General features: G+C 34.9%; 20 protein-coding genes. 10 read left to right on the forward strand and 10 right to left on the reverse strand.

Annotated features, from left to right (window positions below):
- The first annotated feature begins 34 nt into the window (after positions 1 to 34).
- A complete protein-coding gene (locus LBU54_RS00485) occupies positions 35 to 1,819 on the forward strand; it encodes a 1-deoxy-D-xylulose-5-phosphate synthase (RefSeq protein ID WP_224523904.1) in 1,785 nt (594 codons plus the stop codon).
- On the opposite strand, the gene LBU54_RS00490 is transcribed toward LBU54_RS00485, so the two are convergent.
- Positions 1,793 to 1,963, reverse strand: a complete 171-nt coding sequence (locus tag LBU54_RS00490) for a hypothetical protein (RefSeq protein WP_224523907.1) — start codon at positions 1,961 to 1,963, stop codon at positions 1,793 to 1,795. The genes LBU54_RS00485 and LBU54_RS00490 overlap by 27 nt on opposite strands.
- A gap of 81 nt (positions 1,964 to 2,044) precedes the next feature.
- The gene (locus LBU54_RS00495; RefSeq protein ID WP_224523910.1) at positions 2,045 to 3,385 is read right to left on the reverse strand and encodes a deoxyguanosinetriphosphate triphosphohydrolase; all 1,341 of its coding nucleotides are present in this window, start codon (positions 3,383 to 3,385) and stop codon (positions 2,045 to 2,047) included.
- Between the two features lie 248 nt (positions 3,386 to 3,633).
- On the opposite strand from LBU54_RS00495, the gene LBU54_RS00500 reads away from it, so the two are divergent.
- Entirely contained in the window at positions 3,634 to 4,905 is a 1,272-nt protein-coding gene (locus LBU54_RS00500; protein ID WP_224523913.1) for a hypothetical protein, read from the forward strand.
- A gap of 64 nt (positions 4,906 to 4,969) precedes the next feature.
- Positions 4,970 to 7,801: a TonB-dependent receptor gene (locus tag LBU54_RS00505; protein ID WP_224523916.1), complete on the forward strand. Its 2,832-nt coding sequence runs from the start codon at positions 4,970 to 4,972 to the stop codon at positions 7,799 to 7,801.
- Positions 7,802 to 7,873: 72 nt separating this feature from the next.
- On the opposite strand, the gene LBU54_RS00510 is transcribed toward LBU54_RS00505, so the two are convergent.
- The gene (locus LBU54_RS00510; RefSeq protein ID WP_224523918.1) at positions 7,874 to 8,230 is read right to left on the reverse strand and encodes a toxin-antitoxin system YwqK family antitoxin; all 357 of its coding nucleotides are present in this window, start codon (positions 8,228 to 8,230) and stop codon (positions 7,874 to 7,876) included.
- Positions 8,231 to 8,451: 221 nt separating this feature from the next.
- Between LBU54_RS00510 and LBU54_RS00515 the strand changes: the two genes are divergently transcribed.
- From LBU54_RS00515 to LBU54_RS00525, 3 genes are all read left to right on the forward strand, one after another.
- Positions 8,452 to 9,036, forward strand: coding sequence for a hypothetical protein (locus tag LBU54_RS00515; protein ID WP_224523922.1), 585 nt, complete (start codon positions 8,452 to 8,454; stop codon positions 9,034 to 9,036).
- On the forward strand, positions 9,023 to 9,703 hold the full coding sequence (locus tag LBU54_RS00520) for a DUF2490 domain-containing protein (protein ID WP_224523926.1): 681 nt from the start codon (positions 9,023 to 9,025) through the stop codon (positions 9,701 to 9,703). Before LBU54_RS00515 ends, LBU54_RS00520 begins: the two co-directional genes overlap by 14 nt.
- Positions 9,704 to 9,837: 134 nt before the next feature.
- On the forward strand, positions 9,838 to 12,114 hold the full coding sequence (locus tag LBU54_RS00525) for an inorganic phosphate transporter (protein ID WP_224523929.1): 2,277 nt from the start codon (positions 9,838 to 9,840) through the stop codon (positions 12,112 to 12,114).
- Here LBU54_RS00525 and LBU54_RS00530 read toward each other — a convergent pair.
- Positions 12,111 to 13,868 carry a Na/Pi cotransporter family protein gene (locus LBU54_RS00530; protein WP_224523931.1) on the reverse strand — a complete coding sequence of 586 codons (1,758 nt, stop codon included), beginning with the start codon at positions 13,866 to 13,868 and terminating at the stop codon, positions 12,111 to 12,113. The genes LBU54_RS00525 and LBU54_RS00530 overlap by 4 nt on opposite strands.
- A gap of 139 nt (positions 13,869 to 14,007) precedes the next feature.
- Between LBU54_RS00530 and LBU54_RS00535 the strand changes: the two genes are divergently transcribed.
- A complete protein-coding gene (locus LBU54_RS00535; protein WP_224523934.1) occupies positions 14,008 to 14,859 on the forward strand; it encodes an OmpA/MotB family protein in 852 nt (283 codons plus the stop codon).
- A 189-nt stretch (positions 14,860 to 15,048) separates the two neighbouring features.
- On the opposite strand, the gene LBU54_RS00540 is transcribed toward LBU54_RS00535, so the two are convergent.
- The 3 genes from LBU54_RS00540 to LBU54_RS00550 form a co-directional block, all read right to left on the reverse strand.
- Positions 15,049 to 17,520: a ribonucleoside-diphosphate reductase subunit alpha gene (locus tag LBU54_RS00540; protein WP_224523938.1), complete on the reverse strand. Its 2,472-nt coding sequence runs from the start codon at positions 17,518 to 17,520 to the stop codon at positions 15,049 to 15,051.
- 180 nt (positions 17,521 to 17,700) lie between these two features.
- Positions 17,701 to 18,681, reverse strand: a complete 981-nt coding sequence (locus LBU54_RS00545; protein WP_224523941.1) for a ribonucleotide-diphosphate reductase subunit beta — start codon at positions 18,679 to 18,681, stop codon at positions 17,701 to 17,703.
- Between the two features lie 438 nt (positions 18,682 to 19,119).
- Positions 19,120 to 19,692, reverse strand: coding sequence for a DUF3109 family protein (locus LBU54_RS00550; protein WP_224523955.1), 573 nt, complete (start codon positions 19,690 to 19,692; stop codon positions 19,120 to 19,122).
- A gap of 89 nt (positions 19,693 to 19,781) precedes the next feature.
- On the opposite strand from LBU54_RS00550, the gene LBU54_RS00555 reads away from it, so the two are divergent.
- The 3 genes from LBU54_RS00555 to LBU54_RS00565 are packed head-to-tail and all read left to right on the forward strand — an operon-like array spanning position 19,782 to position 21,192.
- Positions 19,782 to 20,363 (forward strand): MarC family protein, encoded by a 582-nt coding sequence (locus LBU54_RS00555; protein ID WP_224523957.1) that lies wholly within the window; start codon positions 19,782 to 19,784, stop codon positions 20,361 to 20,363.
- A 17-nt stretch (positions 20,364 to 20,380) separates the two neighbouring features.
- Positions 20,381 to 20,581 (forward strand): hypothetical protein, encoded by a 201-nt coding sequence (locus LBU54_RS00560; RefSeq protein WP_224523960.1) that lies wholly within the window; start codon positions 20,381 to 20,383, stop codon positions 20,579 to 20,581.
- Entirely contained in the window at positions 20,581 to 21,192 is a 612-nt protein-coding gene (locus LBU54_RS00565; protein WP_224523963.1) for an FAD-dependent oxidoreductase, read from the forward strand. The genes LBU54_RS00560 and LBU54_RS00565 overlap by 1 nt, the downstream gene beginning before the upstream one ends.
- Here the strand turns inward: LBU54_RS00565 and LBU54_RS00570 are convergent.
- The 3 genes from LBU54_RS00570 to LBU54_RS00580 all read right to left on the reverse strand — a co-directional run bounded on the left by LBU54_RS00570 (position 21,182) and on the right by LBU54_RS00580 (position 23,914).
- The gene (locus tag LBU54_RS00570; RefSeq protein WP_224523966.1) at positions 21,182 to 22,789 is read right to left on the reverse strand and encodes a S41 family peptidase; all 1,608 of its coding nucleotides are present in this window, start codon (positions 22,787 to 22,789) and stop codon (positions 21,182 to 21,184) included. The genes LBU54_RS00565 and LBU54_RS00570 overlap by 11 nt on opposite strands.
- Positions 22,789 to 23,220, reverse strand: coding sequence for a deoxycytidylate deaminase (locus tag LBU54_RS00575; protein WP_224523967.1), 432 nt, complete (start codon positions 23,218 to 23,220; stop codon positions 22,789 to 22,791). The genes LBU54_RS00570 and LBU54_RS00575 overlap by 1 nt, the downstream gene beginning before the upstream one ends.
- Before the next feature lie 103 nt (positions 23,221 to 23,323).
- A complete protein-coding gene (locus tag LBU54_RS00580) occupies positions 23,324 to 23,914 on the reverse strand; it encodes a HupE/UreJ family protein (RefSeq protein WP_224523970.1) in 591 nt (196 codons plus the stop codon).
- Positions 23,915 to 23,987: the final 73 nt, after the last annotated feature.

The raw sequence follows: 23,987 nt of genomic DNA on the forward strand, positions 1-23,987 counted from the left end.
TTTACCTCAGCTCAAATTCTTGTATTTTTGTTTGATGAAAGAAGGACTCTTAGATCATATAAATACACCTGATGATTTACGCAAGTTACCTGTTGAAAGTTTAGCAGAAGTATGCAAGGAACTAAGACGTTTTATCATCAGTATTGTAGCAGCCAAAGAAGGCCATCTTGGCGCTAGTCTTGGAGTTGTAGAGCTTACCATTGCATTACATTATGTTTACAATACACCTGATGATTTACTAATTTGGGATGTTGGTCACCAGGCTTATGGTCATAAAATACTAACAGAAAGAAAACATCTATTTGATACCAATAGACAACTCAACGGATTAAGCGGATTTCCGACAAGAAGCGAAAGCAAATATGATACCTTTGGTGTTGGCCATTCGTCTACCTCTATTTCTGCTGCACTTGGCATGGCTATAGCTTCAAAATTAAAAAATGAGCAACGACATCATATTGCGGTAATTGGCGATGCTTCTATTGCAAGCGGTATGGCCTTTGAAGGTTTAAATCATGCAGGTGTCACAGATGCAAATCTATTGGTGATTTTAAATGATAATGCTATTGGGATAGACCCGAGTGTAGGTGCATTAAAGCAATACCTTACCAATGTTAAGAAAGGCACCCAAAAGCAGGATAATATTTTTGAGGCCTTAAATTTTAATTATTCAGGACCGGTTGATGGCCACAATTTGCCTTTGCTCATTGACGAACTTGAACGCTTAAAAACGATTGAAGGCCCAAAACTGTTACACATTATAACAACTAAGGGCAAAGGCTTAAAACAGGCTGAAGAAAATCAAGTACAGTATCATGCGCCTGGAAAATTCGATGCTACCACAGGTGAATTAATTAGTAAATCTACTTCTAATGCGCCACCAAAATATCAAGATGTTTTCGGTGAAACCATAGTTGAGCTTGCATCTAAGAATGAGCGAATAATAGGCATTACACCAGCTATGCCAACAGGAAGTTCACTTAGATACATGATGGATAAATTTCCTGACAGAGCTTTTGATGTAGGTATTGCCGAGCAACATGCCGTGACACTGGCAGCAGGAATGGCTACTCAAGGTTTCATACCATTCTGTAATATTTATTCAACTTTTTTGCAACGGGCTTATGACCAAGTAATACACGATGTGGCACTTCAAAATTTACCCGTAGTCTTTTGCTTAGACAGAGCAGGTTTGGTTGGTGAGGATGGCGCTACGCATCACGGTGTATTTGATTTGGCTTACCTAAATTGCATTCCTAATCTTGTGATTTTTGCGCCTCGCAATGCCATAGCTTTGCGCAATATTATGTATACCGTACAATTAGGAATTGACTTCCCGATTGCAATTCGCTATCCACGAGGTAGAGGACATATTATTGATTGGAAACAAGAATTTAAGATTATTGAAATTGGCAAAGGGATTTGCCTAAAAGAGGGAGAGGATATTGCAATTTTATCCATTGGGACAACAGCTAGAAATGTAGAACTCGCTCTCACTGACATTGAACATAGTACTCAAATTGGGCATTTTGATATGCAATTTGTGAAACCTCTTGATGAGGATTTATTACATGATATTTTCAGAAAATACAAAGCTGTAATTACAATAGAAGACGGCACAGTGAATGGTGGTTTTGGTAGTGCAATACTGCGTTTTGCAAACACCAATAATTACAAGCACCCCATAAAAATAATGGGCATTAAAGATAAATTTGTTGAGCATGGCAGTGTAGCTCAACTACAACAACTTCAAAAATTAGATGTACCAAGTATTATAGTAGAAATAGAAAATTTAAGATTCGCTTTCAATAACTGCTAGATTGTTTTCGTTTTCCGTTTTCTCAATCTGAGTTTTTATTGGCTCTACTTCGTGATTTTTATCGGTTGAAAGGTCATCAATCAAAATTAGGCAGGTCACAACAACAAAGAAAATGACCAGGCCTCCTAAGATATTATTTTTCATAAGTAGGTTTTTTTGAGGCTAATTCGTCTCTAAGAAAGGTTATTAAACGATAAAAAACAAATAATTTCGATGAAATGCAATCTACAAAATAGTGCCTTTCAATCTTTTATAAAGTAGCATGGCATTTGTATCAGATAATTTTGAAATAAAAAGACATATGGTAATTAGATTTTTGTACAAAGACGCGTTGCTCAGTTTTACATTTTCTGGAAGTGTTTTTAATAGTAACTTATCATAATTAGACATTTCATCTTTAAAAGAATGATATGCCACTTCACCGTATGCGATTAAAAGCTGATTTAAAATTTCATAACCGGCAATTTCCTTATCTATAACTTCTTTTGATTGATAAACATTTTTGATACTTATTGTAATGATATCTTCTATTTGAGCCTTGTATTTACACACATCCAGAAGCGCAGTTTCAAACTTACCCTCTAATATGAGCGTTTCGTTTTGCATGAATACATTCGCCGCCTCTTCTATTAAATTACCTATAGCCAAAGCTCTTAAATAACTAACACGATCTTCTTTGGTACTTAATTGATTGTATTTTGTCGCGTTTATGTTGTCCCTCACCAAATTGATGAGATATTCCAACGCATATTCTTCTTCAATCAAACCTAAATTAATGCCATCTTCAAAATCAATTATGGTATAACATATATCGTCAGCAGCTTCTACGAGATAGGCTAAGGGATGTCTGCAAAAACTTAAGTGTTCTTTGTTGCGTTTTAACAACCCTAGCTCATTGGCCACATCAATAAACATGTCTTTTTCGCTTTGAAAAAATCCGTATTTCTTATCAGCAATATGTGAAGTAGGTTTTGTTGGAAGCGATTCTTTTGGATATTTCATAAATGCACCTAAAGTGGCATAGCTTAATCTTAATCCTCCTTCTCTTCCATTTCGGCTTTCTGTGAGTATCTTAAATCCATTGGCATTCCCTTCAAAATCACACAAGTCTTGATACTCCTTAGCACTTAAATACGATTTAAATTTAGCACCTTTACCCTCTTTAAAATATGACCCAATGGCTTTTTCTCCGGAATGCCCAAAAGGTGGATTACCAATATCGTGAGCCAAGGAAGCCGCTGCTACGATTGTGCCAAAATCGTTCATCTTGTAACCATGTATGGTTTCCAAATGAGGGTGCTTTTTGAGGAGGAGTTCACCTACTTTACGGCCAAGTGATCTTCCAACAACGCTAACTTCAAGGCTATGGGTTAGGCGTGTATGCACAAAATCTGTTTTAGATAATGGTACAACCTGTGTTTTATCTTGTAAGCTTCTAAATTCTGAAGAAAATATTATCCGATCATAGTCTACTTCAAATCCTAAACGTGCTTCATCTTGTTCTTTTCTTAACCTTTTATTTGTATCGCCAAAGCGTTTAAGAGATAGTAATTGGTCCCAATTCATTATAGATAATTTACTGAAATGCAAGATAGAAATTTGACTTTTAAATCTGTAAAATATTAGACGTCAATATAGATGGATTTTCAATGTTAAGTTAATGCTGCTTCATTATGTGAGTGCTTAAAGTTTAGCTAACACACTACTAACCTTTTAATTACAAACGTTTAATTTTTGATTAACTCTAGAGTGTGATTATCAGTGTTTCTTTGCATCACAATTATAAAACAAAACTGTTATTTAAATTTTAAATCATGAAAAAATTAATTTTAATCGCGTTAGTAGCTTCAACACTTGTATTTACAGGTTGTTTTAAGGACGATGATACTCCCATAATAATTGAAGAAATTACAATTATAAACAACAACAATCCAAATGGTGGTGACGACTGCCCGATTATATCAGTAACAGGACTTATTAGTGAAAGTACCACATGGACTCCCGATAACATTTACCAACTTAACCAAAAGGTGGTAGTTGGCGATGGTGTTACGCTTACAATTAATCCAGGCACCATTATAAAAGGTTCTGCAGGAACAGGCTCTCTAGCTTCTGCATTAATCGTTGCAAGAGGTGGAACACTAAATGCACAAGGAACGGCAGACCAACCAATCATTTTTACATCAACTAGTGACAATATTACTTGCGGACAAACCGCAGGGACCAACTTAGATCAAGATGATCGAGGACTTTGGGGAGGCCTTATCGTATTAGGGAATGCACCTTGTTCTTTCTCAGGTGATATCACAGAAGCTCAAATTGAAGGTATTCCTGCTGATGATACGTTTGGTTTATATGGTGGTACTGATTCAGAAGATAGCTCTGGCGCAATCAGTTATGTCTCTATTCGTCACGGTGGTGCATTAATTGGTGAAGGAAACGAGATTAATGGTTTAACACTTGGTGGTGTTGGAAGTGGCACTTTGATTGATAATATCGAAGTTGTCGCTAATGTTGATGACGGAATTGAATTTTTTGGTGGTACAGTAAATGCAACAAACCTATTAGTTTGGGCTCAAGGTGATGATGCCTTAGATATTGACCAAGCCTATTCAGGTACAATTGATAATGCAGTTGTTGTTCTTGGTGATATTTCTGATCACGCATTTGAAATTGATGGACCAGAAGGTACAGGAAATGGTGCATTTACGCTTAGAAATGCAACCATAATTGGAAATACGGTAACCTCTAATGGCGAGTACGCAGATTACAGAAGTAACGCACAAGGGTTTACTGAAAACGTTTTTGCTTTTGGATTCAAAGACAATTCTGATGTAGAGTTAGATAACGATGGTGTAGCTACAAATTACAACGATGGTTTACTAACATTTGGTACTTGGGAAATAATTTTACCTCAAGGTGTTACTAATGTAGAAGATATTTTCGTTAATAGAGCAGAAAATGTTACCGTCACAGGTTTTGGTTCTACTGCAACAGCAGTTACTGCCGGCACTGAAACAGTAGGTGCTACAACTTCTAACTTAAGCTGGACTTACGCCAACATAGCAGGTGGCTTAGGTTTCTAAAAATTTAATTTATACTCATACCCATCATTTACAAGGTAGGTGATGGGTTACTACAATTTTATATATGAAAAATACACAAAACATCTTAGTTTTTGTCTTATTTCTTGTAGGCTGTTTTGCTTTTTCGCAAGGAAAAGTAACTGGAACAGTTATAGATGGTGAGTTTAACGAGCCTATGGCCTTTGCTAACATCTTAGTAAAAGGCACTACCACTGGTACGACTTCTGACTTTGATGGGAAATACGAGCTTGAATTAGATGAAGGTACTTATACTTTGGTATTTTCTTTCGTAGGTTACAATACAAAAGAAATTACCGATATTGTAGTAACTTCAGGAAGTTCAGTAATTGTTGATGTCGTTTTAGAAACCAATTCTTTGGATACAGTTGTTATTACAACTTCAACGAAACGGAATACTGAAAGTGCAGTTTTAAACCTTCAGAAAAAATCCGTAGTTGTATTAGATGGTTTATCTGCCCAAGCAATTCAGAGTACTGGTGCAGGCAATGTTGCCAGTGCAGTTAAAAGTGTGCCTGGTGTTTCTATCCAAGGTGGCAAATATGTTTATGTGCGTGGTTTAGGTGATCGTTATACCAAGTCTATACTAAATGGTGTGGACATACCTGGATTAGATCCTGATAGAAATACCATTCAGATGGATTTATTTCCTACCAACATTTTAGACAATGTAATTGTATTAAAATCTGCCTCTGCCGAATATCCCGCTGATTTTACAGGTGGTATTGTTGATATTGTAACTAAGGATTATCCTTCAAGGCCTGAGTATTCAATCTCTCTTGGAAGCGGTTATAACCCAGATATGCACTTTAATAATCAGTATTTAACGTCATCTGGTAGTGATACTGATATATTAGGTTTTGATGATGGTACCAGAAATTTACCAATAAATAGATATCAACCAATACCCAGTACGTCTGAGAATAAATTATTATTAACCTCGTTGACCAATAGATTCGCTAAAGAACTTAGAGCTAAGCAAGAAACTAGTGGAATGAACTTTGATTTTGGTTTTACACTCGGGAATCAATACGATGTTGGTGATGATAAGCTCGGGTATTTGGCATCTTTTTCATACAAAAACAATACGACGTTTTATGAAAACAGAGTTGATGGGGCTTACATTAAAAATCCACTGGACAGATCAGTTAATGAGTTGCTTGCTTCTTTAGACTCTCAGGGTTCTGAAGGTATAAACAATGTTATTTTGAATGGTATGTTAGGTGTAGCGTACAAAACCGATAAATCTAAATTTAGAGTAAACCTTTTACACATTCAAAATGGTGAATCTACTGCTGGTTTTTTTAACCAGAACATTTCACAGGATGGTACAGGTGGCGGTTTTGAGCCATTGACAAAAAATTCAATCACTTATACAGAGCGTTCAATAACAAACTTGTTACTAAGTGGTCAGCACCGTTTGAGCGATGATGAAAACGCATTGAATTTTGAATGGAAATTGTCACCGACCTTTTCTAAGGTTATGGATAAAGGGCATAGAATAACACCTTTGCAACAAAGTGATAATGGTGACTCCTTTTTATCACCATCTGCCTCAACCTTCCCAATTCAATTATGGAGAAACTTATTGGAGGAATCTTGGGCTGGTAAGGCAGATTTTGACAAAACCATTGATTTATTTGGAAGACCTGCAAAAATTAAGTTTGGTGGTGCGTACACCTATAAATTCAGAGATTTTAGTATTGATGATTATACATTTAATATTCAAGGCGATCAATCATTTATTGCAAATGGTGATGTAGATAATTTGTTAGATTCTGACAATATTTGGAATCCAACCACAGATGCAGGAACTTATTTAATTTCAATTGATGTTTTTAATCCTATAGATGCCTATGAAGGTGAGCAACATATTGGTGCTACATACTTTTCAACGGAATTTAACATCAATGATAATTTAAAAACGGTATTAGGTTTAAGAACTGAATTTTTTAATTCGTTTTATACAGGAACGAGAGATAATAATACTATCTTCTTTAATAGGGATTTGATATTGGATGAATTTGATTTCTTCCCATCAGCAAACCTGATTTATGCTTTGAATGATAATTCTAATTTAAGAACGTCTTACTCTAGAACAACAGCACGTCCTTCGTTTAAAGAAGCGTCTGTTTCGCAAATTTTTGATCCTATCACAAACCGTTTGTTTATTGGTAATATAGATGTTGTTCCAACTTATGTTAATAATTTTGATTTAAGGTATGAGCGTTTTGGAGATAATGGACAAATGTTTGCTGTCAGTGGTTTCTATAAAGATTTTACAGATCCTATTGAACAAGTATTCTTCCTTAATGCACCAACGCAATTAACGGTTGGTAACTTGGGAGATGCTATTGTTTATGGTGCTGAATTTGAAATTAGACAACGTTTAGGGTTTATTTCTGAAGACTTAGATAACCTTAAGTTCAATGCAAACGTATCAGTAATAAAATCAGAATTATCAATGTCAGATGATGAGTTTGAAGGAAGACAGCGAGGTGCAAGAGATGGTGAAACCATAGATAGAAAACGTGACTTACAAGGCCAAGCACCTTATTTGATCAATGTTGGCTTAAATTATAATGATTCAGATAAAGGATTCAGAACTGGATTATTTTACAATGTGCAAGGTGAAACTTTAGAAGTTGTAGGTATTCGCGAAGTTCCAGATGTATATACCAAACCTTTTAATAGTTTAAATTTTACATTGAACAAAGCTTTTGGAGAACAAAAGCGTTCTTCTATTGATCTTAAAGTGAACAATATTTTAAATAGTACTAGACTTAGTGAATACGTGTCTTTTAGAGCTCAAGACCAAGTATTTACGCTCAGAGAACCAGGCACTGAAATATCTTTAGGTTATACCTTTAAGTTTTAAGGGACAATTAACAGTTAGTTAAAAAAAAGCTCTCCTAGTGAGGAGAGCTTTTTAATTTGAAGTGTATTGCTTTTATTTATCTCTAATTGCGACTTTTGTTTTGTTATTCCACTTATTGACACTGACAATTTTCGAGTCAATATAATCTACTTCTTTTAGTGAATCACCTTCCCAGAAAAACCATTTACCAACTTTCTTCCCCCCTTCATAATTACCAATAGCAACTTTATTACCATTCGCGTCAAAGCTTTTCCATTCTCCATGCAATTTGCCATTACTGTCAAATGCTCCCATTTGGTGAATTTCTCCATTGTCATAAAAATAAGTTACATAAGTTATATCACCATCCTTTTCAACTTTTGGCGCATTATCTTGAGCGTAGGTTATACCGACGGCTAACATTACTAGTACTACAACTATCTTCTTCATTTTATTTGGGCTATTATTAATTATTACATAACAAACATAACATATATTTTACATTTATCCAACATTTACATAACATTAAATTAACATTAAGTTTTTAATTATCTTATTTTAAGGTATTTATAAATCACTTGAAATGGTTTTAGAAAACATTTAAAGGATTAAAAACGAAATGTTCTTATCTTTAATTTCTATTAGAAATAATTAGCCGCCCTCAATGTATAATGAGTAACAAAGTCTTTCTTATAATTTGTTTTGCGTTTTCAGTTGCACTCTCATTTTCTCAAACTAAAAATGAAAAGGAAGAGCGTATTAAAAAAGAGGCGTTCCCTAAAATTGCTTTATTATCTCTAGATGCCTTACCTCAATCTTGCAACCGATTTAAGTTTTACCGGGAAACCGATGGTGATAAAAAAAGTTATGAAGTAAAATTTAAATATAACCGAAAACTTTACAGTGTTGAGTTTAATAGTGAAGGCATTCTTGAAGATGTAGAGGTTAAAATTAAACCAAAATCGATTCCTCTAGGTATTCATACCAACATAAAAACTTATCTCAAAGGTAATTTCGATAAATACAAGCTAATCAAGGTTCAGGAACAATATATTTACAGTGGTGAATCCTTTGGCAACGAATACCTCAAAACCATTTTACTTAATACTAAAGCCACGCCACCTAACTTTGAAATTATTGCTGAAGTAAAGCAAAACAAAAAACGAACTATCAAAGAGTTTACTTTTAATTCTAAGGGTGAGTTTTTAAGTGCTCGTATATTAAATAGAACATCCTACGAACATGTGCTCTACTAAACGGTTAGTCCTATTACTATCAATAATTCTCTGCTATACTGCCTATTCCCAAGAAGAATTTGAAGGCCTTGGCGAATCTGAATTTGCACTTAATCACAGATTTAACCCTGACTATAAATTAAATTTTTCAATTCGCTCCAGATACTTCATGTATCGTAACAAAAACTTCAACTTTGAAAATAGACAGTTAGATTTTATTCATTTCTCCACTATTAATTTTGATTACTACCATAGTCTAAGCTTAGGCATTCAGTTTAGAGTACGAGAATCTATAGATGGTGGCAGTAACGAACTACGACTAACCCAACAATTTAATTATACGAAAACAAATGAATCCTTTAGGTTTGGACATCGCCTACGTTTAGAACAACGTATTTTTGATGATTTAACTGCTTTACGGCTACGCTACCGATTTGCTATTGATACACCATTAAACGGCGAAAAACTGAATATTGGTGAAAGTTATTTTCTTACGGCTATGGAGGCACTGCTTAGTTTGGCTAATGCAATTAAACCACAAATGGGTCATAGAACTACTGCACAAATAGGTTGGTTGTTGTCAGAAAAATCAAAAATTCAAATAGGACTGGAATATAGATTTGAAGCCTTTAATATTACCACGGAAGAAAAGTTATTCTTACTTTCGTCTTTTATTCTCAAAATTTGATGGCTCGCATGCACTGAAAGTCGAGAATATTAAAGGCCTGAGTAGAGATTTAGGCTTATTTAAATATAACAATTAGGTAACACTACCTTCAAATTATTTAAGGTATTTTGTATTCAATTTTATGATCCCTTAACATGGAAAACCTTTATATCTACATGCTTGCCGCATTGGCTTTCCTAGCAATTGCAGATTTGATAGTTGGCGTAAGTAACGATGCTGTAAACTTCTTAAACTCCGCAATTGGCTCAAAGGCAGTTTCCTTTAAAACTATTATGATTGTTGCTAGTCTTGGTGTTGCCGTGGGTGCACTTACATCTAGTGGTATGATGGAAGTTGCTAGAAAAGGCATTTTCAATCCTGGAGAATTTATGTTTAATGAGATTATGATCATTTTTATGGCCGTAATGCTCACAGATATATTGCTATTAGACTTTTTTAATACCCTTGGTCTTCCTACATCTACAACGGTTTCAATCGTTTTTGAACTACTTGGTGCATCTGTGGCAATAGCACTAATCAAGATATACAGCAATGATGCCGAAAACATAACCGCATTAACGAGCTACATTAATAATTCAAAAGCTATTGAGATAATTTTGGGGATTCTACTTTCTGTAGTAGTTGCTTTTACCATAGGAGCTGTAATACAATATATTTCTAGACTTCTTCTTTCGTTTAAGTTTGAAGAAAAACCTATTGTTTATAGTGCCATATTTAGTGGTTTTGCTATTACGTCCATAATGTATTTTATAATCGTTAAAGGTCTAAAGAATGCCACATTTATACCGTCTACCGTAAATGAATTTCTTGATACAAATCCTTATACGTTCATCGGTATCAGCTTTTTGATATTTACATTACTTTCCTATATCGCAGTAGAACTTTTTAATGCAAAAATCTATACTATTATTATCGTCATTGGAACATTTGCGCTTGCCGTAGCCTTTGCAGGTAATGATTTAGTCAATTTTATTGGTGTCCCTATCGCAGCATATAATTCTTACGAAGCTTGGGTTGTAAGTGGTGTAGCGCCTTCAAATTATGTAATGACGGCATTAGGTGAGCCAGTGCAAACAGAGCCCTTATTACTATTAATCGCTGGATTGGTAATGGTATTAACACTTTGGTTTTCGAGTAAAGCAAAAGCTGTAGTTAAGACCTCTGTTGATTTATCACGACAGGACGAAGTCAAAGAACGTTTTGAACCAAACTTTTTATCTCGAAATATTGTTAGACTTTCCATTGGTTTAAACGATAGCGTAATGCGCCTGTTACCACAGTCATTTAAAGGTTGGTCTAATAATCAATTTGTGCAACCTACTACATTTTTAAAGAAACAAGACAGACCTGCTTTTGATTTGGTCAGGGCCGCAGTTAATTTAATGGTAGCGAGTGTTTTAATCTCTATAGCTACCTCAATGAAATTGCCGCTTTCAACAACTTATGTAACTTTTATGGTCGCTATGGGAACATCTTTGGCAGACAGAGCCTGGGGCAGTGAGAGTGCAGTGTACAGGGTTGCTGGAGTCCTTAATGTTATTGGTGGTTGGTTCTTTACTGCCTTAAGTGCATTTGTCGCGGCATCGCTAATGGCTTATGTTTTATTTATTGGAGGGGGTTATGCCTTAGTAGGATTATTTGTCCTTGCTATTTTCCTATTGGCAAAAAACTATCTTACGCACAGAAAAAAAACCAAAGAACAACGAGAAGAAGACCACTTAGAGCGCGCTGAAAGTAGTTCTACGCAAGGTGTTATTCATGAAAGCGCCTCAAATATCGCAAATGTTGTAAAACGCGGTAACAAAATTTATACCTCAGCGATTAATGGACTTGCGACACAGAATCTTGCCACTTTAAAAAAGAACAGAAAACAGATCTCTAAATTATCGGATGAAATTGACGATTTAAAAGACAACATATTTTATTTTATTCGCAATCTTGAAGAACCAAGTGTGTCGGCCAGTAATTTTTATTTAAACATCCTTGGCTCATTACAAGACATGACGCAATCCTTGGATTACATTTCAAGAGCAAGTCATAAGCACATTAATAATAATCACAAGAAATTAAAATTCAGCCAAATCAAAGAGCTAAAGGACCTGGACGAAAAAATGGAAACGTTATTTGTAGCAACTCAAAATGCGTTTGAATCGCGTTCTTTTGAAATGATTGGAGAGGTTATAGTGCAAAAACCTATCGTATTTAACCTTGTAAAAGAAAAAATACAGCGCCAAGTTGAGCGCACGAGGACAGAAGAATCTAGTCCAAAAAACACCACTTTGTACTTTAGTTTATTGTTAGAGACAAAAGATCTATTAACCGCCGCTATGAATTTGCTCGAAGAATACTATAGTGCACACGATAGTTCTGTAGAACCTGCAAAGGCAAGCAATACAGAAGAATCTAGCTAGGCAGAAACACTAACATTATTTTCTATAAGTATATCCTTTTTACCATACAATAACTCTGCTACCTCAATTAATTTATCAATCATAGTGTTTACGTTTTCTTCATCATTGTATAGCGAAGATGCCATATCTACCGTAATTAAATCGTCTCTTATTAACTCCTGAACTTTAATATTGCTTGTTGCTATATTTTGATTGAGCTCCTTTCTAAGTTTAACGAGCTTTGCATGGTATACTTCATTTTCTTCTTCTGTTCTAAACAAATGAATCATACGCAAAACCTTTACCGTTTTATTTCGCAACTTATCATATTCTTTCTTTATATATTTATTCTCAGAGTTTAGATATAAGGTTACATTTCTACTTAATTCCAAAACTTCTTTTAGAATTTCGACCATTTTTCTGTTGGCCACCTTTAATTCTAATAAGCGATTGTTCTGTACTTCTGTTAGATTAAGGTTACTTTGTGCTTTTGTAGCATAGCTTATAATTTCTCCATATATCTTCTTGACCTTTGTGTTATATAGCTCCCGTACATCTGTATCCATCTGAACATTTGACTTTTTAATGACCTTTTTAACTTTTAAATCAGACTTTATATCTGTTCTTCTTATGCTTAGCGCATGAGAAACAATTTCAAAAATTGCATTTTTAAATAAGTATTTTGTTTCTTTTGTTATCGCCGCAATTGCAGTCTCAGGATACTTTAAAACACCTTTTGAAAGGAACTTAGGCTGATCAATTTCTTTTGCTTGCATTTCCTCTTCTGGTACTATCTTTTCTACAAGCTTAGCAATAGGTTTGACAAACCATACCAACAAGAATGTATTTGCAATATTAAATGTTGTGTGAAATAGCGAAATAGCTACTGGAACTGCTCCTGCACTTACAAACGGCGATTCTGAACCTAAATAAACTACTAACCAGCTTACCATTTTTAAAAAAGGATAAAAAAGAATAAGCATCCACAACACACCCAATAAATTAAAAATTAAATGCGCTCGCGCAGTTTGCTTTGCCTTATAGTTTCCAATTATTGCAGCCAAATTTGCAGTAATCGTAGTACCAACATTTTCACCCAAAACCATAGCTGCAGCAAATTCAAATGGTATCCAACCTTGAGCGGTCATAATTAATGTCAATGCCATAGTTGCACTCGAAGATTGAATAACAACCGTTAATACCGTTCCAATTAATAGGAACAACAAAATAGATATAAAACCCATATCCGTATACCGTGATAAAAATGACAGTATCTCTGGGTTACTGTTTATATCAGGCATGGCATCCTTTAAAAACTGAAGTCCAATAAAAAGAAGGGCAAAACCAATAATGAAGCTTCCTAGGTTTTTAAAATTCTCCTTTTTTAAGAAGGTAAAGCCAAAACCAAAACCAACAAGGGGTAAGGCAATAGCACTCATGCTAACTTTAAAGCCCAATATTGTAATTAACCACGCTGTTATGGTCGTACCAATATTTGCTCCCATAATAACACCAATAGATTCGACTAAGGTGAGTAAACCTGCATTGGCAAAGCTCACAACCATTAAAGTTGTTGCCGACGAGGATTGTATTACCGACGTTATTAAAAAACCTGTACCAATACCAAGTACTCTATTAGATGTCATCCTGGCTAAAATGGAACGCATTTTATTACCTGCAAGCAATAAAAGCGCATCGCTCATCACCTTCATACCAAAAAGAAAGACGCCTAAGGCACCCAGTAACTGTAATATTTCGGTAAAACCGTACTCCATTTATTGTTAATTGAATATTAAGTTAATGTAAATTAAATGTTAGCCAAAAGATTCGAAAAAATAATTTTCATTTCAACGTCTTTTTTGGCTGTTTCGTCGTATATGAAAATGAAACCATTATTAAAACAAAAACCAACAAATGAAAAAAATTTCAATCTTACTAATTACTGTGTTAGTATTGAGCTCTTGTGTCTCTAAAAAGAAATATTTAGCTCTGGAACAAGAAAATGGAGAGATTAAAAGTGAACTTACTAAAACAAAGGTAGCAAAAGAAGACCTAGAAACTAAGTTTGCAAAAATCCAAGCAAGAGTTGATGACTATAACGCAAAAATCAATTCATTAAATGAAGATGTTGAAGGCCTAAAAATCGAAAATGATATTAAACTCGATGTCAATGCGGATGGAACAGTAATTTCTAATGAGAGTAAACGTAAAATGCTTGCAACTTTAGAAAATGTTGACCAAGCTAAACTTGCTAATGGCAAAACGTTAAAAGACTCAATGAATTTGGCTATTCAGTATAACCTCGAGAAATCTATGGATACGTCAGAATTAAACGAAGATGAAGATATCGCAGTAAACATCAACGAAACGGTTGTTATGATCTCAATTTCAGATAAGATGTTATTCAACACAGGTAGTTATAGGTTAAGTAATAAGGCCAATTCTATTTTAGAAAAATTAGCCGATGTTATTAAATCAGAAGAAAGTATCGATGTTATGGTAGAAGGCCATACAGATTCTAGATCAATTAATACTGAAAAAATTACAGACAACTGGGATTTGAGCGTCTTAAGAGCTACTTCTGTTGTAAGAAGACTACAAAACAAATACGGTGTAAATCCTGAACAATTAATTGCTTCTGGACGCAGTAGCTATCAACCATTAGTACCAAATGACTCAAGAGAAAATCGTTCTAAAAATAGAAGAACACGCATTATATTAATGCCAAACATTGATAAGTTTTTCGCATTAATGGAAGCTAATTAATCCATTGACCTGCAAAGGCAATAAACATGAAGCACCCTCCCGTACAGTTCGGCATTGGGTGCTTCTTTTTTAACCCTTATGTTTCAAAAAAGTAAAACGTTATCGCGTTTTAAATTCAATTTGCTTAAGAAAACAAAAGCATCTCTATTACGAGATGCTTTTTCAATTAAACTAAATCTGAAATTAATTCTAAGAACCACACATTAAACAGTCGTCTCCTTCATTTGACTTTGCCTGAGCAATTAAAGCCTTCATTTCTTCTGGTGACATTGGTTCTACCTCTGTTGTCTCTTGTGTAAACTTGGCTGCCGTTTTAGCTGCTTTAGCTTTTTGCTTAGCTACTACAGTTTCTTCAGAAACTTTTACAGTCTCTGCAACAGGTTGTTCTTTTTTCTTGTTTGTGAGCGTAAATTTAATGGCGTCTACTGCACTCTTTGTTCTTAAGTAGTACATTCCTGTCTTTAAGCCGCTCTTCCAAGCATAGAAATGCATTGAAGTGAGTTTTGCCATTGTTGCACCTTCCATGAACAGATTGAGCGATTGTGATTGGTCAATGAAGTATCCGCGCTGACGAGACATATCAATGATATCTTTCATACTCAACTCCCAAACCGTTTTATAGAGTTCTTTAATATCTTCTGGAATCACATCTATATTTTGGATAGATCCATTCGCTCTCATTATATCCTGTTTTAAAGACTCATTCCATAAGCCAAGTTCTACTAAATCCTCAAGTAAATGCTTGTTTACAACAATAAATTCTCCTGATAGTACTCGTCTAGTATAAATATTAGATGTGTAAGGCTCAAAACACTCATTGTTTCCTAGAATTTGTGAGGTACTCGCAGTTGGCATTGGTGCAACTAATAACGAATTACGCACACCATTTTTTGCAACTTGCTTTCTTAATTTAGCCCAGTCCCAACGGCCACTTAATTCTTCATCTTTGATATTCCATAAATTGTGTTGGAATTCTCCTTGACTAATAGGAGAACCTTTATAACTTTGGTAAGGCCCATCTGCCTTGGCTTCCTCCATAGATGCTGTCACTGCAGCATAATACAGCGTTTCAAAAATATCTTGGTTTAAGGCTTTAGCCTCATCACTTGTAAATGGCAGGCGCAACTTAATAAACGTATCCGCCAGCCCTTGCACACCAAGACCAATTGGTCTGTGTCTCATGTTAGAATTCTCTGCCTCTTTAACAGGATAATAATTTCTATCAATTACTCTGTTTAAATTCTTCGTAACACGCTTTGTGATTCTAAATAGCTCCTTGTGATCAAACTCTCCGTTTTTAACAAACATTGGTAAAGCAATAGAAGCCAAATTACAAACAGCAACCTCATCTGGAGAGGTATACTCTAAAATCTCAGTACACAAGTTTGAAGATTTTATTGTACCTAAATTTTTCTGATTAGACTTACGGTTTGCTGCATCCTTGTACAACATGTAAGGCGTTCCTGTTTCGATTTGGGACTCTAAAATTTTCTCCCATAGTTCTCTTGCCTTGATTGTTTTGCGTCCTTTACCTTCCTGTTCATATTTGGTGTAAAGTGCTTCAAACTCTTCACTATGCGTATCTGCTAATCCTGGACATTCATTTGGACACATTAGGGTCCACTCGCCATCTTCCTGAACACGCTTCATAAATAAATCCGAGATCCACATCGCATAGAATAAGTCTCTAGCACGCATTTCTTCCTTACCATGATTTTTCTTGAGGTCTAGGAAATCAAAAATATCTGCATGCCATGTTTCTAAATAAATTGCAAAACTACCTTTACGTTTTCCACCACCTTGATCTACATAGCGAGCAGTGTCGTTAAAAACCCTTAGCATTGGAACGATACCGTTTGATGTTCCGTTTGTACCCGCAATATAACTTCCTGTTGCTCTTATATTATGTATAGATAATCCTATACCTCCAGCAGACTGTGATATTTTTGCGGTTTGCTTTAATGTATCATAGATTCCATCAATGCTATCATCTTTCATTGTTAACAAGAAACATGATGACATTTGTGGTTTTGGTGTTCCGGAGTTAAATAAGGTTGGTGTAGCATGTGTAAAATACTTTTTAGACATTAACTCGTACGTCTCTAAAGCTGCATCCAAGTCATTTAAATGGATGCCGATTGAAACCCGCATTAACATATGCTGAGGACGTTCTGCAATTTTGCCGTTTAGCTTTAAAAGATATGAACGCTCCAAAGTCTTGAAACCAAAATAATCATAACCAAAATCACGGTTATAAATAATTGCAGAATCTAATGTGTCTTTGTTTTCCTTGATTACATTATAAACCTCATCTGATAGAAGTGGTGCTTTTTTCCCTGTACGTGGATTAATGTATGTATACAAATCTTCCATAACCTCGCTGAAAGATTTTTTTGTGTTTTTATGTAAGTTAGAAACAGATATTCTTGCGGCTAGTTTTGCATAATCTGGGTGACTTGTAGTCATTGTAGCTGCAATTTCAGCTGCTAAATTATCAAGTTCACTAGTTGTTACGCCGTCATACAAGCCTTCAATTACTCTCATGGCAACCTTCACAGGGTCTACTAATTCGTTTAACCCATAGCACAGCTTTCTTACACGAGCTGTGATCTTGTCGAACATCATTGGTTCTTTACGACCGTCTCTTTTAATTACATACATACATCAGATAGTTTTAAGTGTTTCCTGAATACACCCTCAGAAAAACGTTAGTTAGTTATGGCGGACGTTAATTGTGCAACATCCACTTAGTTGAATTGTTAATTTTTTTTGGACTATTCCTTTTTAAATAGAGGAATAGGGTTGGCATTGAATTTTTTGTCTTTTTGGGGACTAATTCAATTAAAAATCAGCGTCGAAAGTAAATTTATCTTTCTCCTCTTCTTTATTAAGTACACCTGCCTTTTGGTATTCTGACACACGCTTTTCAAAGAAATTAGTTTTTCCTTGTAGTGAAATCATATCCATGAAATCAAACGGATTGGACGCATTGTATTCTTTTTCGCAACCGAGCTCTCCTAAAAGTCTATCGGTTACAAATTCTAAATACTGTGTCATTAATTTGGCATTCATACCTATTAAGCTTACTGGCAATGACTCTGTAATAAACTCACGTTCTATATTTAGGGCATCAACAATAATCTCTCTAATTCTTTCTTTTGGTACTTTATTAACTAAGTGGTGATTGTGTAGGTGAACGGCAAAATCACAATGTACACCTTCGTCTCTAGATATTAACTCGTTAGAAAACGTTAATCCAGGCATTAATCCTCTTTTCTTTAACCAGAAAATAGAACAAAACGCGCCTGAAAAGAATATCCCTTCGACAGCTGCAAACGCTATTAAACGCTCTGCAAAACTCGGGGAATCAATCCATTTTAAAGCCCAGTCTGCCTTTTTCTTAATGGCTGGGAAATTTTCAATGGCCTTAAAAAGAATGTCTTTTTCAGCTTCGTCCTTAACGTAGGTGTCTATTAATAAAGAGTAGGTTTCACTATGGATATTCTCCATCATAATTTGGAATCCGTAGAAAAACTTAGCTTCACTATACTGTACTTCGTTTACAAAATTTTCAGCTAAGTTTTCGTTTACGATTCCGTCACTTGCGGCAAAAAAGGCTAAAATATGTTTTATGAAATATCTTTCATCATCATTTAACTTAGTAGACCAATCGGTTAGATCTTGGTGTAGGTCAATTTCTTCTGCGGTCCAAAAACTTGCTTCTGATTTTTTATACCATTCCCAAATATCATGGTGTTGAATTGGAAAAATCACAAATCTATCTTTGTTTTCTGCTAAAATTGGTTCTACTGTTTGAGACATTTTAATATGTTTTTAAATGGGATTAAACGAAAATATTTTGTTGTGATTTGGGACTGACAAAGATTCAAAATTGTATAAGATAATGAAAGGCAATCTTATAAACGTTGTCAACAAGTTTTTAACAACAGTCGTTTTCTCGTTAGAAACCAAGTCTAGGTCTAAAAAAAATGTATTTAATTGATTATCAATATATTAATTAATATGTTGGGGGTTTTGAGTATTTGCATTTTTGTAATCTTTTTCATATTAATTATAATCTAAATAGGCGTATTTCCTATCATTTTAATTTTTGTTGAAAATGTGATTAAAAAAATGTTTTGCACAATTAGTTTACATCAAATTTTATTAGTAACAGATTATATAATTTAATTTTTTAAAGAAAAAACGAAGTCAACCATTGCGAATAAATCGGCATTGCAATTATGTGGCAGATACTAATTACTTATTGAAGTTTTTTAATGCAACTTTCTCTAATTCTGAATACCAATGTTCGCCAAATTTACGAATCAGCGCTTCCTTAACAAATTTGTAAATGGGCACTTGTAATTCTTTGCCCAAGGTACAGGCATCATCACATATTTCCCATTTTTCATAATTAACTGCTGTAAACTCGGAATAATCTCTTGTCCTAACAGGATATAAGTGACAAGAAACTGGCTTCTTCCAATCAATGACACCTTGATTGTAGGCTTCTTCAATAGCACAAAGAGCTGTCCCTCGGTCATCAAAAATAACATATGCACATTCTGCGCCATTAATTAATGGTGTCTCCAGCTCACCATAACTTGTATTAACAGAGGTGCCTTGGGCTTCGATAACTTCAATACTTTCCTTTCGAAGAAACGGTTTAACCTTTGGGTAAATTTCGTCTAAAATCTTTACTTCTTCTTTATCTAAAGGCGCACCTGCATCGCCATCTACGCAACAGGCTCCCTTGCAAGCAGAAAGATTGCAAACAAAATCCTTTTCTATAATATCCTCTGAGACTAATGTTTTGCCCAACTGAAACATGTGGCAAAAATAATTAAACTTTACAGTTATTTAGTATTGAATTTCTGTAATTAAATCGCACCTTTGCGGCAAATTTTAAAACGAGAAAAATGCAACTCAATTTTAAAGAAATATTTACCGCCTTTATGGTACTTTTTGCTGTTATCGATATTGTCGGTAATATCCCTATCATTATAGATTTACGCAAAAAGGTTGGCCATATTCAGAGTGAAAAGGCCTCCTTAATCGCTGGTGTTATAATGATTGTCTTTCTATTCTTGGGGAAGAGTCTTTTAAATCTCATTGGCATAGATGTTAATTCTTTTGCAGTAGCTGGTGCATTTGTCATATTCTTTATTGCGCTAGAAATGATCTTGGGTATAACACTCTACAAAGACGAAGACCACAATGCTTTAACAGCTTCAGTGTTTCCGCTCGCATTTCCATTGATAGCAGGTCCAGGAAGTTTAACCACACTGCTTTCATTACGCGCTGAGTTTGAAATCCAAAATATCATCATAGCTGTAATTAGTAATGTTATAGTGATATACATTGTATTAAAGACATCTGCAAAGATTGAGAGAATTATAGGTGCAAACGGAATTAATATAATAAGAAAAGTTTTTGGTGTAATTTTGTTAGCAATTGCCGTGAAGTTATTTGCAACTAATATTAAAGCCTTGTTGGTTTAATTTAAATTGATTGATGTATGAAGATTCTAACAACTGTATTAACCATTATTGCCATTGTACTTATTATTTTTAATGCTACGAAAATAGACTTTAACGCACCCTTTAAAGACGAAAGTTATACAGCTGTACTTACTGTTATCGCTGGACTTTGTGCTGTAATATTGCTTCAAATATTACGATTATCTAAAAAAATTGAAGCCCTGCAAAAAAAGCGCTAATGAAGTTTGATGTTTTGATCATAGGTGCAGGTGCTGCTGGAATGTCTTGCGCGTTAGTTCTTGGGTCTGCTCAAAACAAACCTTTTGCCGATACTAAAAAGATTGGAATCATTACACACCAAAAGAGCTCTCACCTTCAAAATGCACTGTTTAATAATGTTTTGGGATTGACACCCGGAACTTTAGGTCGTGATATATTAACACAAGGAAAAGCACAGTTACAAAACTTATATCCTCATGTTGTTCAAATTGAAAAGGAAAAGGTTACTTCCATTAAAGAATTTCGCGAAGGTTATAGTGTAACAACCAATAAAAACAGTTATACTTCTGCTATAGTGGTGGTTGCCGTTGGCTACACCAGTTTAATAACTATTAAAGGCCTAGAAGAATATATAGCGGCGCATCCGAGGGCAGTTAAAGAAAAAGATCGAATTTGGTTAAAAAACACTGATCATCTAATAAAAAAGAACCTTTATGTTGCCGGCACACTTGCTGGTTGGAGAAGTCAATTTGCAATAGCTAGTGGCAGTGGCGCCCAAGTGGCAACTGATATCCTTACCTTATGGAATTATGGTACACATACCAAAGTGCACGATAAAGTTACTGCCTGAAATTAGGATACTCAGTACTCAGTAAAATTACTTCTTGTACCATTTTATCATCTCTATTGATAATTTCCTCAAATGTATTATCGTCAAATAACTGACGCCCTAAAGTCGCTTTGATGAGACGTTTAATTTCATCTCTGTAAGCTACGAATGATACATTTGAATCTTCCTTAAAATTTACATAGTCTTTGAAACGCAGTGCCATTTCATCATTAACTTCAAAGTTGTTTATGAAATCATATTTTGTATAGTCTTGGTACCTCCTTCGGTCTTTATCGAGTTCTTCAAAAACAAAAAAGCCAAATAGTCCTCTACGTCTCATGTAATTAATCATTTCATTATCAAACGCACTGTCTACAGGAACAAATATATCCGGAATGATACCTCCACCACCGTAAACAACCTTACCCTTTGGAGTAACAAACTTTAATGAATCATCTACCCTGATATTGTCTGAATCTGTTAATTCGCCTGTACGGAGTCTTTTAAAATAATCCCTATGGTAGCCTCTACTGTTCCCATTTTCGTAAGGTCTTTGTATCGATCTACCTGTTGGTGTGTAATATCTAGAAACGGTTAGTCTTATGGCGCTACCATCTCCCAAAGCCATTTCGCGCTGGACCAAACCTTTTCCATAAGATCTTCTGCCAACAATAATTCCCTTGTCGTTATCCTGTAGTGCGCCAGCAATTACTTCACTTGCAGAAGCCGAATTTTCATTTATAAGAATATAGATTTCATTATTTTCGAATTCGCCTCGTTTAGTTGCATAGGTTCGTTCTTCCCTCCCTTTTTTATCTCTTGTAAAAACAATTAATTTCTTATCTTCTAAAAACTCGTCTGCTATTTGCTCTGCGATACCAAGGAAGCCACCAGGATTATCTCTCAAGTCCAATACTAATTTTGAAGCACCTTGATTTTTGAGTTCTTTTAGTCCAGACTTGAATTCTTTGTAGGTTGATTCAGCAAAACGATTTATTTTTATATACCCCAAATCGTTAGTAAGCATGTAAGACGCGTCAACACTTTTGATCGGGATGTCTTTACGAACCACATCGAACTCCAAAAGATTCTTTTCGCCCTTTCTAAATACGGTTAGTTTAACTTTGGTATCCTTATCACCTTTCAATTTATTAGCTATGATATCGTTTGTAATGGTGCGGCCATGAATTGTATCACCATCAGCTAATAAAATTCTATCTCCACTTAAAATACCGGCTTCTTCGCTTGGCCCTCCTTCTGTAGGTTTAACTACGGCAATTGTGTCGTTGTACGCATAAAAGTTTATCCCAATACCCACAAAGTCGCCCTTCATGTTTTCGGTAATACGCTCTAATTCCTTTTCTGGTATGTAAGTAGAATGTGGGTCTAGATTATCTAATATGCCATTGACCGTCACATCTACAATACTATCGGTATTTACCTCATCAACGTATTCGTAGTCAATATAGTCAATTAGCCTGTTTAACTTATCTTTTTTGCTATTGGTGGTAAATAATCGATCTGAAGTATCTGTGAAGTTAAGCTTACCGCCAATAACTACGCCAGTTGCAATTGCTACCCCAATTATTAGTGGTATGTACTTATTTTTTGTTGCCATTAAGATTCTAGGTCTCCTATAAATTCTATTTCCACACCCGCTTTGCTCAAAAATTGCAAACCAGAATCGTCTTTATACCCTTCATGATATACAACTCTCACTATTCCAGCTTGATGTATTAATTTGCTACATTCCTTGCACGGAGAAAGTGTTATATAAAGTGTTGCACCTTTGCACGACTGTGTAGACGAAGCTACTTTTAAAATAGCATTGGCCTCAGCATGCAATACATACCATTTTGTATAGCCCTCGTCATCTTCACAATAATTCTCAAAACCAGTTGGTGTACCATTGTAACCGTCAGAAATAATCATCCTGTCTTTTACTATTATGGCACCTACCTGCTTTCGCTTACAGTGCGATAGCCTGCCCCATTCTTTTGCAATTCTCAAATACGCTTTATCGTATCGTCTCTGTTTGGTTTTTGACATGCGCGTGTTTATTGCACAAACGTACAATGTAAATAACGAAGATAAAAGTATACTATTTTATACACAATGTGCTAGGAGTTAAAGTTTTACCAAACTTTGCAGTCTAGTTTAACAAATCACTACTGGTAATCATGGGTATAACTAGGCCAACTACTACGGCTGACAACACCATAACCCAATCTCTTTTTGAAAACCTGAAAATGGTTTGAAAAAGGAATCCTAGAAACAAGACGACAAAAACAACAATTATTTGAGCGATCTCAATCCCTAAAGCAAACTCAATTAAAAGTTCGAGTTTATTTTGTGATTGACCAGCGAACATCTTGAATTCCCGAGCAAAACCAAGTCCATGAATAAGACCAAAAAATAGAGTAATAAAAAGCAAGAGACTTAATTTATTAGATCTTTCTTTTTTTCCAGCTGTGAAGACGTTATAAACTGCCGCGATCAAAATGGTTACTGGAATTAAAAATTCGACTAATTTACCATTTACAGAGACTATACCATAAGCCGCTAATACTAGCGATAAGGTGTGACCCAGGGTAAATAGTGAAACTAAGATTAGTACACGCTTCCAATCTTTAAAAATATAAGGAACTGCTAAAACCATTAAAAACAAAACATGGTCATAGCCATTAGGGTCAAGTACGTGATTAATGCCATATTGAACATTAAACCAAAAATTTTCTAACATAATTCTTCATTTGGGCTAATTCAAAGGTACAATTAAAATCATAAAAAAAGCCTCAAGATAGTCTTGAAGCTTT

The sequence above is a fragment of the Winogradskyella alexanderae genome, from assembly GCF_020166335.1.
Classification (GTDB): domain Bacteria; phylum Bacteroidota; class Bacteroidia; order Flavobacteriales; family Flavobacteriaceae; genus Winogradskyella; species Winogradskyella alexanderae.

Excerpts from the sequence above, each read along its gene's own strand:
- LBU54_RS00535 (WP_224523934.1), top strand. The coding sequence starts at position 14,008 with ATGAAAAAAATTTCAATCTTACTAATTACTGTGTTAGTATTGAGCTCT.
- LBU54_RS00500 (WP_224523913.1), top strand. The coding sequence starts at position 3,634 with ATGAAAAAATTAATTTTAATCGCGTTAGTAGCTTCAACACTTGTATTT.
- LBU54_RS00580 (WP_224523970.1), bottom strand. The coding sequence starts at position 23,914 with ATGTTAGAAAATTTTTGGTTTAATGTTCAATATGGCATTAATCACGTA.
- LBU54_RS00490 (WP_224523907.1), bottom strand. The coding sequence starts at position 1,963 with ATGAAAAATAATATCTTAGGAGGCCTGGTCATTTTCTTTGTTGTTGTG.
- LBU54_RS00550 (WP_224523955.1), bottom strand. The coding sequence starts at position 19,692 with ATGTTTCAGTTGGGCAAAACATTAGTCTCAGAGGATATTATAGAAAAG.
- LBU54_RS00530 (WP_224523931.1), bottom strand. The coding sequence starts at position 13,868 with ATGGAGTACGGTTTTACCGAAATATTACAGTTACTGGGTGCCTTAGGC.
- LBU54_RS00540 (WP_224523938.1), bottom strand. The coding sequence starts at position 17,520 with ATGTATGTAATTAAAAGAGACGGTCGTAAAGAACCAATGATGTTCGAC.
- LBU54_RS00520 (WP_224523926.1), top strand. The coding sequence starts at position 9,023 with ATGTGCTCTACTAAACGGTTAGTCCTATTACTATCAATAATTCTCTGC.
- LBU54_RS00515 (WP_224523922.1), top strand. The coding sequence starts at position 8,452 with ATGAGTAACAAAGTCTTTCTTATAATTTGTTTTGCGTTTTCAGTTGCA.
- LBU54_RS00495 (WP_224523910.1), bottom strand. The coding sequence starts at position 3,385 with ATGAATTGGGACCAATTACTATCTCTTAAACGCTTTGGCGATACAAAT.
- LBU54_RS00510 (WP_224523918.1), bottom strand. The coding sequence starts at position 8,230 with ATGAAGAAGATAGTTGTAGTACTAGTAATGTTAGCCGTCGGTATAACC.
- LBU54_RS00485 (WP_224523904.1), top strand. The coding sequence starts at position 35 with ATGAAAGAAGGACTCTTAGATCATATAAATACACCTGATGATTTACGC.
- LBU54_RS00545 (WP_224523941.1), bottom strand. The coding sequence starts at position 18,681 with ATGTCTCAAACAGTAGAACCAATTTTAGCAGAAAACAAAGATAGATTT.
- LBU54_RS00505 (WP_224523916.1), top strand. The coding sequence starts at position 4,970 with ATGAAAAATACACAAAACATCTTAGTTTTTGTCTTATTTCTTGTAGGC.
- LBU54_RS00525 (WP_224523929.1), top strand. The coding sequence starts at position 9,838 with ATGGAAAACCTTTATATCTACATGCTTGCCGCATTGGCTTTCCTAGCA.
- LBU54_RS00555 (WP_224523957.1), top strand. The coding sequence starts at position 19,782 with ATGCAACTCAATTTTAAAGAAATATTTACCGCCTTTATGGTACTTTTT.
- LBU54_RS00560 (WP_224523960.1), top strand. The coding sequence starts at position 20,381 with ATGAAGATTCTAACAACTGTATTAACCATTATTGCCATTGTACTTATT.
- LBU54_RS00565 (WP_224523963.1), top strand. The coding sequence starts at position 20,581 with ATGAAGTTTGATGTTTTGATCATAGGTGCAGGTGCTGCTGGAATGTCT.
- LBU54_RS00575 (WP_224523967.1), bottom strand. The coding sequence starts at position 23,220 with ATGTCAAAAACCAAACAGAGACGATACGATAAAGCGTATTTGAGAATT.
- LBU54_RS00570 (WP_224523966.1), bottom strand. The coding sequence starts at position 22,789 with ATGGCAACAAAAAATAAGTACATACCACTAATAATTGGGGTAGCAATT.